Consider the following 12,755-nt stretch of genomic DNA (forward strand, 5'->3'; position numbering starts at 1 on the left):
GATGCCGCAAACGGCCATCGCCTTCGTCGAATCGCCGTTGCAGTTCCTCTCTGCCCTCGAAGCCCACGACCCCGAGGGCGACCTCCTCATCCGGGCGCGGGCGAACGCGAAGGGGATGTCCTCGTTCCTCGACGCCTTCGACCCGGAGTGGCTCCCCGCGAACGTCCGCCTCGAACGCCAGGGGGCGAAGCCGGGGATCCTCCGGTCCCTCAACCCCTCGGTCATCTACCTCGGCGACCCGTGCTCCGGACAGATCCACAAGGCTCTGTCCGTGGCCTACCTCGAGCGGAAGATGCCGCACATCGTCCTCCTCGACGACGGGTTGGCGACCTATTCGACGATCGAGACGCTCGCTGCCAAGCGCGGGCCGCTCGTCCGTCCCAGGCAGAAGCTCAAGGCCCACCGGGCTGTCATGGCCGCCTACATCGCCGACCGTCTGCGCGGCCTGGCGGGTTCCGGACGGCTGCGGTGGCACACCGCGCTGCCGGTGCCGAAGGGACTGCGCACCAAGTTCCTCCGCGCCGGGGGCGAGATCACCCGGCATCGCTTCGAGCATCTGCAGTCGCTGCCGACCGGGGGCGGTCACTCTCGTGACACACCGGTGATCGGCTCCGCTCTCGTCGCCGACGGGCTCATCAGCGAAGCCGACTACCGCAGATGGCTCGACGGTCTCACCGCCGCCGGCCCGATCACCTACTACCCGCACCGGCGTGAGACCGATGAGTTCCTCGAGCGCCTCGGTTCCGACGATCGGGTGCGCATCAAGCACGTGGGGCTGCCGATCGAGCTGCGGCTGATCAACCTTCCCCCGGGATCCGTCATCCGCAGCCTGCCGAGCACGGCCGCGGTCTCGCTGTCGGTGCTCAATCCCGATGTGCGCATCGACGTCACCGAGATTCCGGCGGAATGGTGGACCGGCGCCTCACCCGATAGTCTGCGGAAGTCCCTCAACGCGCGAACGGTCACCGGTGATGTCGATTCCTGATTCCCCCGTCCCCCCACTGGAGCCGGACACGGCCTCACTGCCAGTCGCCGACACCGTAGTGCCCTCGCCCGCCGACAGCCCGTCGGGGGCAGCGCATGCCCACGGCACCGACGAGCAGACGATCCCGTCCGGACACGAACCGATCAGCATCGTCTCCGTCTCCGACAGCGAGTCCTACCTCAAATGGGCGACCCAGCTGCTGAGCACACTGCCCGATGTCGAGGCACACGTCTACCTCGTCGACAATCCGATCCTGCCGACCGACGAGCAGATCGCCAACGCCGTCGCCGACACCGCATGGGAAGGTCACACCATCCCTGTCGTGTCCCGCAGCGAACTCGGAGCAGTGATCTCCCAGCATCGACCGGACATCGTCCTCGGTGCCGCGACGGGCCCGATCGTCGCCCAGCTCTTCCTCACCGCGAGCGCCCTCGAACGACGACCCGCACTCATCTCCGGGCTGCCGGGGATGGGTCTGCCGGCCAGCGGCAAGGGAATGAACTACCGGCGGCTCATGGACGCCTTCCTTGCGCACTCGTTCACCGAGGTGAGCGAATACCGGGCAGTGAGTGCGATGCGACGAGTCCCCGCCGAGATCCTCCTCGGCAGGCTTCCGATGCTCCGCTCGGAATCGCTTCCCGAACCGCCGGCCCCACATTCGCTGTCCGCAACCCCGCGAACGCTCGTCTTCGCCCCACAGGCGAAGGTTCCGGCGAGCGCCGCGCAACGGGAGGCGATCATCGCCGCTCTCGCGGAGTTCGCCGAGCGTCATCCCGAGTCGCGGGCCATCGTCAAGATGCGGTCGCGTCCCGGTGAGCATGAGACCCATCACGAACAGCATTCCTACTTCGACATCATTGCCGACTTCAAGAAGCGCGCAGTTCCCGGGGCCGAGCGGCTCGAGATCGGCTACGGCCCGCTCACGGCGTTCCTCACTCCCGGTGCGGCCCTGGTCACCGTGTCGTCGACAGCCGCTCTCGAGTCGATCGACCGGGGGATCCCGACGCTGCTCATCTCCGACTTCGGGTTCGATCGGGGACTGCTCAACGAGGTCTACGCCGGTTCGGGCGCCGAGGGGACCCTCGCCGACGTTGCGGCCGGGCGGATCGGCTTCCCGGATCGGGTGTGGCTGGCGGAGAACTACTTCCACACCGACGACGGAAGTCTGCGCCGCAGCCTCGGCCTGCTCGCCGTCCGCTCTCGACAGGGGCAGCTGCCCGACAGGCGGAGGTCGGTGTGGAAGCAGAAGCGCATGCTCATGCGTGCCGAGGTCCGGACATTCACACCGACGCCGTTCATCCGGGTGTACCGGAGGATCCGCTACGGCCGCTGAGCGAGCACATCAGCCGACGAATATCGGGCACAGGCCGTGCGATCTCAGGCCCGGTCGTCGGTGGCGGTTCGGGATTCGTCCAACTCGACGACCACCTCGGCGGGCGGGGTGGCATCCTTGAACACCCACGTCCGGTAGGCATAGAAGCGGAAGGCCGTCGCCAGGGCGATGCCGATGACGTTCGTCGAGATGTTGTAGGTGAGCTGATCGCGCATGCCGAGCAGATACCACGTCACCCCGAGCGGGGCGACGGTGATGACCATGCCGCCGAGGTTGACGACAATGAAGAGGATGATGCCGCGGAGATTCGAACCCGTCGTCCGGTCGCCGTAGGTCCACAGCTTGTTGCCGATCCAGACGACGATCATCGCCACGATCGTCGAGACGATCTTCGCCTTGATCGGGCTGCCGTCGAGGAGCGCGGGGATCGGCCCCAGGCCATACGTGAGGACGTTCGAGAGTCCCACGTCGACGACGAAGCCGACACCGCCGACAGTGAGGAACTTGAAGGCTTCCACCGCGAGGCGTCGCAGCCGGGCCGATACAGACTCTTTCATGACAGCACTACTCTAGGGCGCGAGCTTCCGGACTCGCTGAGCGTCCTCAGGTGTGTCTCGACGTTGTGCCCGCGCAGTGCCGAACCCGATGACGATGAAGAGAACCGCCCGCCAGATACTCGACACAACCCGCCTATCCGATGGCCGCCTCGCGGTCGTGCACTCTCGCGACTCGAGGCCCGGGGCTCCCGCATCTCTATCGACAAGCGACAATTTGCGCACAAGGGGGCTTGTGCTCCCGGCGATGCGGACCTACTCTCAGAAATGGAACCTCGCTCACACAGGAGAAGAAGGAGACGGCGAAATGGCAGACGATCGCCCGGGCGTACCTGGAAATCCGACCCCAGCTGAGCCCACACCCGAAGAACCCACGACCCCGCATCCGCCGCTGCCGCCCAAACCCGATCAGAGCGGTCCTCGGCCGACGACGCCGACAGGGGTGCCCAGCAAGGACAGTCAGGCGGACCAGGCTCAGCAAGGTGACTGGCTGACTAGCGCGCAAGGGGCACGGCTGGTCGACACCGATCATTCGCTCAAGGCCGGCCCCCGCGGACCGGTCCTGCTTCAGGATCACCACCTGCGCGAGAAGATCACTCACTTCGACCACGAGAGGATTCCCGAACGAGTCGTCCATGCCAGGGGCGCGGCGGCGCATGGAACGTTCGTCTCCTATGGCACCGCGAGCAACGTGACAAAGGCGGAGTTCCTTCGCAAGGGCGTCGAGACTCCGGTGTTCACGCGTTTCTCCTCTGTGGTCGGCTCCCGTGGTTCAGCCGATGCCGTGCGAGACACCCGAGGCTTCTCCACGAAGTTCTACACCTCTGACGGCGTCTTCGATCTCGTCGGCAACAACATCCCGGTCTTCTTCATCCAGGACGCCGTCAAGTTCCCTGATGTCGTCCACGCTGCGAAGCCTCAACCCGACCGTGAGATCCCGCAGGCGCAGAGCGCTCATGACACGTTCTGGGACTTCGTCTCGCTGCACACGGAGGCGACCCACCACACGATGTGGCAGATGTCCGATCGCGGCATCCCACGGTCCTTCCGCACCATGGAAGGCTTCGGAATCCACACATTCCGAGTCGAGAACTCAGACGGGGACACGTCGCTCGTCAAGTTCCATTGGAAGCCGACCGCCGGGGTGCATTCGCTCGTCTGGGAGGAGGCTCAGATGGTCAACGGCATCGACCCGGATTTCCACCGTCGAGACCTTGCCGACGCGATCGAAGCAGGGGCCTTCCCCGAGTGGGAGCTCGGCATCCAAGTGTTCCCCGACACCCCCGAGGAGACCTTCGAGGGGATCGATCTCCTCGATCCGACGAAACTCGTACCCGAAGAGCTCGTCGCCGTCCAACCGATCGGCAAGCTCACTCTCAACCGCAACCCGAGCAACTACTTCGCCGAAACGGAGCAGGTGGCGTTCCATCCTGGACATCTCGTACCCGGGATCGATGTGACGAACGACCCACTCCTCCAAGGAAGGCTGTTCTCGTATCTCGATACGCAGATCTCTCGCCTCGGCGGACCGAACTTCAGCCAGATCCCGATCAACCGCCCCCACTGTCCGGTCAACGACCTCTTCCGTGACGGGATGCACCAGACCGCCGTGCACACCGGGGTCGCCCCGTACAAGCCCAACACCTTGGACGGCGGAAACCCCTTCACTGCCGACCCAGATGACGACCATACGTTCGTCGAGATCGCCCAAGAGCTGCCGAAGTCGGTCAAGGAACGCCGCTCCCCGGTCTCGTTCGACGACCACTTCACGCAGGCCCGCATGTTCTGGCTCAGTCTCACACCCGTGGAACAGTCGCACCTCGTCGACGCCTTCACCTTCGAGCTCGGAAAATGCTGGGACGAGACGATCAGGCAGCGCGAGGTCGACGTACTGGCGGCAGTCGACGCCGAACTCGCCCAACGGGTCGCTTCGGGTCTCGGGCTGAGTCCGGGAAGGCCGAACACACCCCCTGCCGACGACGTAGCCGCCAGTCCCGCACTCTCCCAGATCGGTGAGAAGTGGCCGGTCGACGGCCGCAGAGTCGGAATCGTCACCGGGCCGAAGACTGACCCGAAGCACGTCGTCACGGCTCGCGACTTCCTGGTCGAGGCGGGGATGGTGCCGATCACCATCGCTCCTGTCGGCGGTCGGGTCGGAGATGTCCCCGTCGAGCGGACCTACCTCACCGCTGCCTCAAGTGAGCTTGATGCGCTGCTGCTCCTCGACGGCGTCGACGCCGACCCGGTGGTGGGTCTGCTGCTTTCCGAAGCGTGGCGGCACCTCAAGTTCATCGCAGTCGCCGGTGGTGCAGACGCCCTTCTCGAGGAGTATGGGGTCCCTGCTTCCGACCCCGGCATCTTCACCGGCGCTCAGGTCAAGAGCCTTCTGACGAAGCTGAGAACCGGATTGGAAGAGCATCGAGCCTGGTCACGGGCTGACAGCTGATCCGCTGCGGTCCTGAGTACGGCCCTCGCTGGAACCCGTGTGACACGGGTGACAGCGAGGGCCGTACTCAGCGTCCCGGACGCTCAGCTCACTTCACGTACTCGGGGAACTCCGCAGGTGTGCCGCGCTGGGCGGCTGGGCTGATGTCGATGCCGTAGTCGCGGGCGAACCTGACCTCGGACCCGGTGTAGACGCCATCGACGCCCTCTTCGAGGGTGAAGACGCGGGCACCGCGCAGTTGGTTCCGCTTCTCCCCCGGCAGCCCGTAGGGTCCGAAGCCCGTCGAGGGCGAGTAGCCGAGTTCGATGCCGAAGTAGTTACCCGAATAGGTGTTGATGTGGTCGTGACCGACGAACAGGCCTTGCACATCGCCTCTCGCGAGCATCGCGTTGAACATTCCGGAGTTGAACGGCCCCGGGCACTCGTTCTCGTTCCGCTCGCCGACGATCGAGTGCTTCTTCTTCGCCGCCGGGTGGGCGGACTCGCCGCGGAAGTCGATGCTCGAGTACCACATCATCCGGTGCTCGTGGAGCGCGATGTGCTGGAAGACGAGGCCAGGGACGAGACGACCGGCGCGCTCTTCGAGGGCTCGTGACGCCCGGGCGTACCATTCGATCTGGTCGAAGCGCAGCCAGTCCCAGTTCGGGTAGCCCTCGAGGCTCTGGCCGGCGATCTCCTTAGGGGCGTAGCGGCCGGAGTCGAGGAGCCAGATGGCGAAGGCGTCATCGTCGCCGGTCGACGAGGAGACCGTGACCACCTGATTCGAAGTGCCGGTGACGTCGGCTCCGGTGGTGTTGAGGTTGTAGCGGTACTGGCTGATGAAGTCGATCATGTCCGCTTCGTCGAAGCCCGTCTTGCCCGTGCTGTCCTCGTCGTGGTTGCCGAACGTGAGCGCCCAGGGAATCTGCCGCTGCTCCATCGGCAGGACGACGTTGTTGATGGCCTGTTTGACCTCGGTGACCGTCTTCGGACCGCCGTCGATGACGTCGCCGTTGATGACGACGAAGTCCGGCTTGGCATCGTCGAGGACCGCATTCTGCAGTTCAGTCGTGCGCAGATCCGTCGTGTGGGAGTCCTGAGTGTCGTTGAACTGAACGATGGTGAACGCGCCCGACGCGGGGAACGCGAGCTCCCCGCGCACGATCCCGTCCTCGGACCGACCCTTGTCCTTCTTGGCCTTCTTCGGCTTCTTGTCCTTCCACGGCTTCGCCGCCGCGGGCACCGCGCCGATTCCGGCCAGTCCGGCGCCGAGCGCCGTCACGCCTGCGGCTTGGAGCATGCCGCGCCGGTTCCATGCCGCCGAGCCCTTCGAGCGCTCGCTGTCTGCTCGGTGATCCTCGGTGCCGTTGGGGGTGTCGTCGTTCATTCTCCGCCTCTCTGTCGCGTTCGGCTGCGACGCGGTGCTGCGCACAGCCACGACGATCGAGACTATGGACGGACAATGTCGTCAGATTGAACCCAGAGGTAACTTCTGCGGACGAAACCACGACCCCAGAAGTTCACTCAGGGCGCGCGACCGCCTTCGACACCCCTCGCCGCTGAGGTCTTCGTCACGTTCGGCCCGCTATGCGTCCTTTTGTGTCATGGGCGCCACAGCCTCATCACACACCTTGGCATGCTGAATCGTCCGCACATGTGCCCCTACCCGGTGCCTGTGCGCCCTGACGAGGGAGCAGGCCACCGCCTGCGACCCACCCCAGAGAATCCAGGAGGAGGGACCCGTGATCGAACTGCGCGGTCTGCGGAAGGTGTTCGGCCACACCGTCGCGCTCGAAGAGATCGACCTGAGCGTGCCCGCGGGAGAGATCCACGGCATCGTCGGTCGCTCCGGCGCCGGCAAGTCGACGCTCATCCGCTGTCTCACCGGCCTCGAACGTCCGACCTCGGGCACGGTGTCGATCGACGGCACGGATCTCACCGAGCAGACGGGTGCCGGTCTGCGCCAGGCAAGGCGCAACATCGGCATGGTGTTCCAGCACGTCAACCTCCTCGATTCGCGCACCGCGCTCGACAATGTCGCCCACCCGCTGCAGATCGCCGGTGTCGGCAAGGCCGAACGTCAGGCGAAAGCCCGGGAGCTCCTCGAGTTCGTCGGCCTCGGCGACCGCCTCGACAACCATCCCGCGCAGCTCTCCGGCGGTCAGCGGCAGCGCGTCGGCATCGCCCGTGCTCTCGCCGCCGAACCGAAGGTCCTCCTCTGCGACGAGCCGACCTCGGCCCTCGATGCCTCGACGACCGAACAGATCCTCGGCCTCATCCGCTCCCTGCGCGACCGTCTGGGCATCACCGTCCTCATCATCACCCACGAGATGTCCGTCGTCCGCGAGATCTGCGACTCCGTGACCCTGCTCGCCGATGGTCGGGTCGCGAAGACCGGGAAGCTCGCCGAGGTGATCGCCGAACCGGGTTCGTCCCTGGCCAAGGACCTCGTCCCCCTCCCTCCCGTCAGCCTCGGCGACGGTGAGTCCGGGATCGTCGAGGTCGCTCTGGCGGGCACGACGCTGCCGCGGGTGCTCACGTGCGCCGGCAGCGTCGACATCGGTGCCGATGCGATCCTCGCCGGTGCCGTCGAGACCGTCGAGGACCGTCAGGTCGGTCGCATCCGCTTCTCCGTCTCCGGTCCCGTCCAGGCGGGGGAGCTCATCGCCGCCTTCGACTCTGAGGGCATCCACGCCGAGGAGGTGGCAGCGAAGTGAACGATCCCATGTGGTTCGACAACCCCGCGATCACCGACCAGATGTGGCCGGCGACGATCGAGACCCTGCTCATGACCCTGTGGTCGACGGGACTCGCCGTCCTCCTCGGGCTGCCCCTGGGGATCTGGCTGTTCACGACGTCGAAGGGCGGGCTCAACTCGCACCCCGTGCTCTACCGGGTGCTCTCCCTCATCGTCGACATCACCCGCTCGATTCCCTTCATCATCCTCATCATCGCCCTCATCCCGTTCACCCGGTTCATGGTCGGCACGGCGCTGGGGTGGCAGGCCACCGTCGTCGCGCTCACGGTCGGGGCGATCCCCTTCTACGCCCGCCTCGTCGAGAACGCCCTGCGCGAAGTCTCCGAGGGCAAGGTCGAAGCGGCGCTGATGATGGGGGCCTCGAACGGCCAGGTGATCCGGCAGGTCTACGTCCCCGAAGCCCTGCCCGGACTCATCGGAGCGGCTACAGTCACCGCGGTCACCCTCGTGTCGTACACGGCGATGGCCGGAGCGGTCGGCGGCGGCGGGCTGGGAGCGCTCGCGATCTCCTACGGCTACCAGCGCTACCAGTCGGACACGATGCTCGCCTGCGTCATCGTCCTCGTCCTCATCGTCGCCCTCATCCAGTTCACCGGCGATCGGATCTCCCGCCTCGTCGACCACCGCTGAGGCGGCCCGATCCACACCCTCCCGTGGTCACACCGCGGACCCGACAGACCTTCACCGACGATCGACACAATCGAAACGACACAATCAAGGAGAGTCATGAAGACCACGCTCATCGCAGTCGCCGCGGCAGCGACCCTGGCCCTGACCGGCTGCGGCCTCGTCGGCGGCGGCACCGACACCGTCGGGCAGAAGGACGGCGACGTCACCAAGCTCACAGTCGGCGCCACCCCGGTGCCGCAGGGCGACATCCTCCGCTTCGTCGACGAGAACCTCGCCGCCGATGCCGGACTCGACATCGACGTCAAGGAGTACACGGACTACACCCTGCCGAACAAGGCGCTCTCCGACGGCGACATCGACGCGAACTACTTCCAGCACAAGCCGTACCTCGACTCCGAGATCGACGGCCAGGGCTACGAGATCACCGGCTTCGAACCGATCAACCTCGAGCCCTTCGCTCTGTTCTCGAACAAGGTCAAGGACGTCAAGGACCTGCCCGAGGGCGCGAAGATCGGCATCAACAACGATCCCGCCAACCAGGGTCGAGCGCTGAAGATGCTCGAAGAGGCCGATCTCATCACCCTGAACGACGGCGTCGACGCGGTGAGCGCGAAGCTCTCCGACGTGCGTGACAACCCGAAGAACATCGAGTTCGTCGAGGCCGACGCCGCCCAGCTCGCGCGCACCCTGCAGGACGTCGACGCCTCGGTGATCAACGGCAACAATGCGCTCGAGGCCGGCCTCAGCCCCGCCAAGGACGGCATCCTCATCGAATCGGCCGAGAACAACCCGTACGGCAACTTCCTCGCCGTGCGTACGGAGAACAAGGACGATGAGAACATCAAGAAACTCAACGACCTGCTCCACACCCCCGAGGTGAAGAAGTTCATCGAGGAGAAGTGGTCCGACGGTTCGGTGCTCCCGAGCTTCTGATCGGCTGAGCAACGCAGTCTCGCTGAGATCACAGAGAGCGCCCGTCCGAGGGTGGATCCCGCATGGATTCCGCCGTCAGGCCGGGCGCTCTCGCACGTACGGTCTCGAGCCCTCAGTGCCGTCTTGCCCAATGGGGGCTGCGCATGAGCCCGAGGACGTTGCCGAAGGGGTCGACCACCGAAGCGGTGACGAACTCCTCCCCGCGCGGGGTCACCGGTGAGTGCACCGAGGCACCCCGTGAGACGAGGTCGCCGAGCGTCGCATCGACGTCGTCGACGTGCCAGTACGTCACCGAGCTGCTGCCCGGTGCCGTGCCCTCCGGCGCGAAGGCCCGGCTCATGATGCCGAGTTCGTCCTCGTCGGGTCCGATGCGGAACTCGATGTAGGCCGGTTCGCCCTCGGGCGGCTGCCGGAAGTACGGGGATATCCCGAGGACATCGGAGTACCAGTCGGCCGCCGCGGCGACGTCGTCGGCGGTGAGGACCATCGTCGTCAGACCAGTCAGAGTGCTCATGTCGTTCTCCTTGATCGGCGTCGTGTCGACGCGGGTGTGGGGGTCATCGTCGACGATTCCACGCAAAGTGCTCATCTTCTGACTACTTTTCCTGGAATACTCGGACCATGCGCGCGGACAGACTTCTCGCTCTCCTCCTCTTCCTGCAGAGCCGGGAACAGGTCACCGCCGCCGAGGTGGCCGCCGAACTCGAGGTCTCCCTCGCCACCGCCCGACGCGACCTCGAAGCGCTGTCGGCTGCCGGAGTGCCGGTCCACGTCTGGCCCGGGCGCGGAGGGGGTTGGGGGCTGCTCGGGGGTGCGCGCACGAACCTCACCGGGCTCGGCGGGCCTGAAGCGCGGTCGCTCTTCTGGATGCTGGGCACCGCCGGGCTCTCCGACCCGGACACGCGTCTCGCGACGCGCAAGCTCATCCGCGCGCTTCCCGAGAGCCTGCGCTCCGAGGCGGAGGTCCTCGCCACGACCATCCACTACGACCACACCCCGTGGAGTCGGACGCCGATGAGCGACGACGCCGTCCGGGACAGACTCGAGGCGCTGCGCGCCGCTCTCATCGGCGACCGCCTCATCGAGGCCGAGTACACCTCACGCGACGGCACCCGCCGCCGTATCGCCCTGCGGCCGTTCGGGCTCGTCGCGAAGGCCGGCGTCTGGTACCTCGTCGCCGACCCTGTGGACACCGCGGACACCGGTGACGGAGCTCGGACGTACAGGGTCGACCGCCTCGGCGAGGTCGTCGTCGAACCCCCGCGTCCCGACGGTTACGGGGCCGCGCCGAGGTCCGGCCGCCCGCGCGATTTCGATCTCGCCGGATTCTGGGCCCGCCACGTCGCCGAGGTCGAATCCCTGCGCTCATCGGTCACGGCACGGATCCGCTGTCCGGCCTGGACGCTGCCGATCCTGGAGGCCCAGTTCGGCCGGTACCTCACGGTCGTCACGGAGGAGGACGACATCGTCATCGTGACGGTGGGCGCCCACCTCGTCGTCGCCCTCGCCGAGCAGCTCGCCGGCTGGGGACGGACCATCGAGGTCCTCGACCCGCCGGAGGTCCGCACCGAACTCGCCCGCATCGGCGCCGAACTCACAGACGCCTATTCCCATTCCCCCACCGATGACACAATGCGAAGACACCCGCATCCGACTCGACGAACCCGGGAGTCATCATGACCACGACGATCGGCATCATCGGCGTCGGAGAGATCGCCTCGGCGATCGTCGACGGACTGTGCGCCGACGACGCACCGACTGCGCGGGGCACCGAGGCGACCGCGCCCGACATCGTCCTTTCCCCACGCAGCCGCGAGCGCGCCGCCGACCTCGCCGAACGTCATCCGGGCGTCGAGGTCGCCGCCGACAACCAGGACGTCGTTGACCGCAGCGACCTCATCATCGTCTCCGTCCTTCCCGACCAGGTCGACGACGTCCTCACCGCCCTCGAGATCCCCGGCGACCGCATCGTCGTCAGTGCGGTGGCGGGAGTGACCTCGGACCGGCTCCACGCGCTCCTGCCGCACGATCCCCGCATCGTCCGCGTCATCCCGCTGCCGGCCGTGCGCGAACGCCGCGGGGTCACCGCCGTCTTCCCCGCCGAGGCGGCGACCGTCGAACTCTTCGACAGCCTCGGCGGCACCGTGGTCGCCGAGACCGAGGCGATGTTCAGCACACTGTCGGCGACGACGGCGACGATGTCCGCGCACTTCGCCTTTCTCGAGGTCATCACCGACTGGCTCATCGACCAGGGTTGGGCGCGCACCGATGCTGAGACCATCGTCCGCGGTCAGTTCGTCGGTCTTGGGACGACACTGGCAGAGACCGATACGCCGATCTCCGAGCTCGTCGCCGCCCACGAGACTCCCGGCGGACTCAACGCCCAGCTGCGGGCCGCGTGGATGGACGAGGCCACACGGGCACGGCTCGCGGGGGCGCTGACGGCGGTGCTCGAGCGGGTGAGAGGCTGACCGACCCCGACGCAGGTCACATGTGGCCGGTCCCTATAATCGCAATCATGCCTCAGCCGTCTCCGATCACCGTCTCGATCACCCGCACCGTCCTGCCCGGACAGCACCGCCGCTTCAACGCGTGGGTCCAGGCAGGGCAGGAACTCGTCCGCGAACGCACCGGCTACCTCGGGTCCGGGTGGGTGCGGACCTCTCCGGACTCCGATGAATGGCACGTGCTCTACCGCTTCGCCGACGCGAAGTCGCTCAAGGCCTGGGACGAATCCGACGACCGGCAGTGGTGGATCGACAGCGCCGCCGAACTCGTCGAGACGACCAAGGTCGAGCACCGCACGGGAATCGAGGGCTGGTTCGAACCGCAGGGGGAGAACGCGGTGACGATCCCGGAGACCGTCGTCCCGCCGAGGTGGAAGCAGGCCGTGAGCATCTTCCTCCCCTTCTTCCCCCTCAGCCTGCTCTCGACGTTCCTCCTCATGCCGCACCTCGAGAGTTGGCCGCCGGTGCTCGCGGTCCTCCTCAACATCTGCATCCTCACCCCGCTGATGACCTACATCTTCCTTCCCGTGAGCACCCGGCTGCTGCGCCCGTGGCTGCAGAAGCCCCGGAACTGAGCTGCGGGCCGGTACCCATCCCCAGCCGATCCTCCAGGCGCCTGGGCTAATGTGT

Annotated in this window: 12 protein-coding genes; 9 read left to right on the plus strand and 3 right to left on the minus strand. The window is 66.6% G+C overall.

The window, feature by feature from the left end; all coding sequences use genetic code 11:
- The first annotated feature begins 1 nt into the window (after position 1).
- Positions 2-985, plus strand: a complete 984-nt coding sequence (locus tag EZE58_RS10145) for a hypothetical protein (protein ID WP_009376259.1) — start codon at positions 2-4, stop codon at positions 983-985.
- The gene (locus EZE58_RS10150) at positions 972-2,318 is read left to right on the plus strand and encodes a DUF6716 putative glycosyltransferase (protein ID WP_167560455.1); all 1,347 of its coding nucleotides are present in this window, start codon (positions 972-974) and stop codon (positions 2,316-2,318) included. Before EZE58_RS10145 ends, EZE58_RS10150 begins: the two co-directional genes overlap by 14 nt.
- Positions 2,319-2,362: 44 nt before the next feature.
- Here the strand turns inward: EZE58_RS10150 and EZE58_RS10155 are convergent, their stop codons facing one another.
- Entirely contained in the window at positions 2,363-2,875 is a 513-nt protein-coding gene (locus EZE58_RS10155) for a GtrA family protein (protein WP_167560457.1), read from the minus strand.
- 304 nt (positions 2,876-3,179) lie between these two features.
- Here EZE58_RS10155 and EZE58_RS10160 point away from each other — a divergent pair, with 304 nt between their 5' ends.
- A complete protein-coding gene (locus EZE58_RS10160; RefSeq protein ID WP_040341229.1) occupies positions 3,180-5,318 on the plus strand; it encodes a catalase in 2,139 nt (712 codons plus the stop codon).
- A gap of 88 nt (positions 5,319-5,406) precedes the next feature.
- Here the strand turns inward: EZE58_RS10160 and EZE58_RS10165 are convergent, their stop codons facing one another.
- The gene (locus EZE58_RS10165; RefSeq protein ID WP_119296763.1) at positions 5,407-6,684 is read right to left on the minus strand and encodes a metallophosphoesterase family protein; all 1,278 of its coding nucleotides are present in this window, start codon (positions 6,682-6,684) and stop codon (positions 5,407-5,409) included.
- A 355-nt stretch (positions 6,685-7,039) separates the two neighbouring features.
- On the opposite strand from EZE58_RS10165, the gene EZE58_RS10170 reads away from it, so the two are divergent.
- From EZE58_RS10170 to EZE58_RS10180, 3 genes are all read left to right on the plus strand, one after another.
- Complete coding sequence (locus tag EZE58_RS10170; protein ID WP_009376266.1) at positions 7,040-8,014, plus strand: methionine ABC transporter ATP-binding protein; 975 nt, start codon at positions 7,040-7,042, stop codon at positions 8,012-8,014.
- Positions 8,011-8,685 carry a methionine ABC transporter permease gene (locus EZE58_RS10175; RefSeq protein WP_063250668.1) on the plus strand — a complete coding sequence of 225 codons (675 nt, stop codon included), beginning with the start codon at positions 8,011-8,013 and terminating at the stop codon, positions 8,683-8,685. Before EZE58_RS10170 ends, EZE58_RS10175 begins: the two co-directional genes overlap by 4 nt.
- A gap of 96 nt (positions 8,686-8,781) precedes the next feature.
- Entirely contained in the window at positions 8,782-9,618 is an 837-nt protein-coding gene (locus tag EZE58_RS10180; RefSeq protein WP_063250670.1) for a MetQ/NlpA family ABC transporter substrate-binding protein, read from the plus strand.
- 112 nt (positions 9,619-9,730) lie between these two features.
- Here EZE58_RS10180 and EZE58_RS10185 read toward each other — a convergent pair whose 3' ends face one another.
- Positions 9,731-10,207, minus strand: a complete 477-nt coding sequence (locus EZE58_RS10185) for a VOC family protein (protein WP_346773178.1) — start codon at positions 10,205-10,207, stop codon at positions 9,731-9,733.
- A 32-nt stretch (positions 10,208-10,239) separates the two neighbouring features.
- Here EZE58_RS10185 and EZE58_RS10190 point away from each other — a divergent pair, with 32 nt between their 5' ends.
- Genes EZE58_RS10190 through EZE58_RS10200 form a run of 3 tightly spaced genes read left to right on the plus strand, consistent with a single transcriptional unit; the run spans position 10,240 to position 12,700 of the window.
- Positions 10,240-11,298, plus strand: coding sequence for a transcriptional regulator (locus EZE58_RS10190; protein WP_167560459.1), 1,059 nt, complete (start codon positions 10,240-10,242; stop codon positions 11,296-11,298).
- Positions 11,295-12,089, plus strand: coding sequence for an NAD(P)-binding domain-containing protein (locus EZE58_RS10195; RefSeq protein WP_167560460.1), 795 nt, complete (start codon positions 11,295-11,297; stop codon positions 12,087-12,089). Before EZE58_RS10190 ends, EZE58_RS10195 begins: the two co-directional genes overlap by 4 nt.
- A 47-nt stretch (positions 12,090-12,136) precedes the next feature.
- Positions 12,137-12,700 carry an antibiotic biosynthesis monooxygenase gene (locus EZE58_RS10200; RefSeq protein ID WP_063250675.1) on the plus strand — a complete coding sequence of 188 codons (564 nt, stop codon included), beginning with the start codon at positions 12,137-12,139 and terminating at the stop codon, positions 12,698-12,700.
- The last annotated feature ends 55 nt before the right edge of the window (positions 12,701-12,755 follow it).

This window comes from Brevibacterium sp. LS14 (assembly GCF_012027885.1).
GTDB classification, from domain to species: Bacteria; Actinomycetota; Actinomycetes; order Actinomycetales; family Brevibacteriaceae; genus Brevibacterium; species Brevibacterium casei.

Coding starts and splice junctions, on each gene's coding strand:
- EZE58_RS10145 (WP_009376259.1), top strand. CDS start 2: ATGCCGCAAACGGCCATCGCCTTCGTCGAATCGCCGTTGCAGTTCCTC.
- EZE58_RS10150 (WP_167560455.1), top strand. CDS start 972: ATGTCGATTCCTGATTCCCCCGTCCCCCCACTGGAGCCGGACACGGCC.
- EZE58_RS10155 (WP_167560457.1), bottom strand. CDS start 2,875: ATGAAAGAGTCTGTATCGGCCCGGCTGCGACGCCTCGCGGTGGAAGCC.
- EZE58_RS10160 (WP_040341229.1), top strand. CDS start 3,180: ATGGCAGACGATCGCCCGGGCGTACCTGGAAATCCGACCCCAGCTGAG.
- EZE58_RS10165 (WP_119296763.1), bottom strand. CDS start 6,684: ATGAACGACGACACCCCCAACGGCACCGAGGATCACCGAGCAGACAGC.
- EZE58_RS10180 (WP_063250670.1), top strand. CDS start 8,782: ATGAAGACCACGCTCATCGCAGTCGCCGCGGCAGCGACCCTGGCCCTG.
- EZE58_RS10185 (WP_346773178.1), bottom strand. CDS start 10,207: ATGAGCACTTTGCGTGGAATCGTCGACGATGACCCCCACACCCGCGTC.
- EZE58_RS10190 (WP_167560459.1), top strand. CDS start 10,240: ATGCGCGCGGACAGACTTCTCGCTCTCCTCCTCTTCCTGCAGAGCCGG.
- EZE58_RS10195 (WP_167560460.1), top strand. CDS start 11,295: ATGACCACGACGATCGGCATCATCGGCGTCGGAGAGATCGCCTCGGCG.
- EZE58_RS10200 (WP_063250675.1), top strand. CDS start 12,137: ATGCCTCAGCCGTCTCCGATCACCGTCTCGATCACCCGCACCGTCCTG.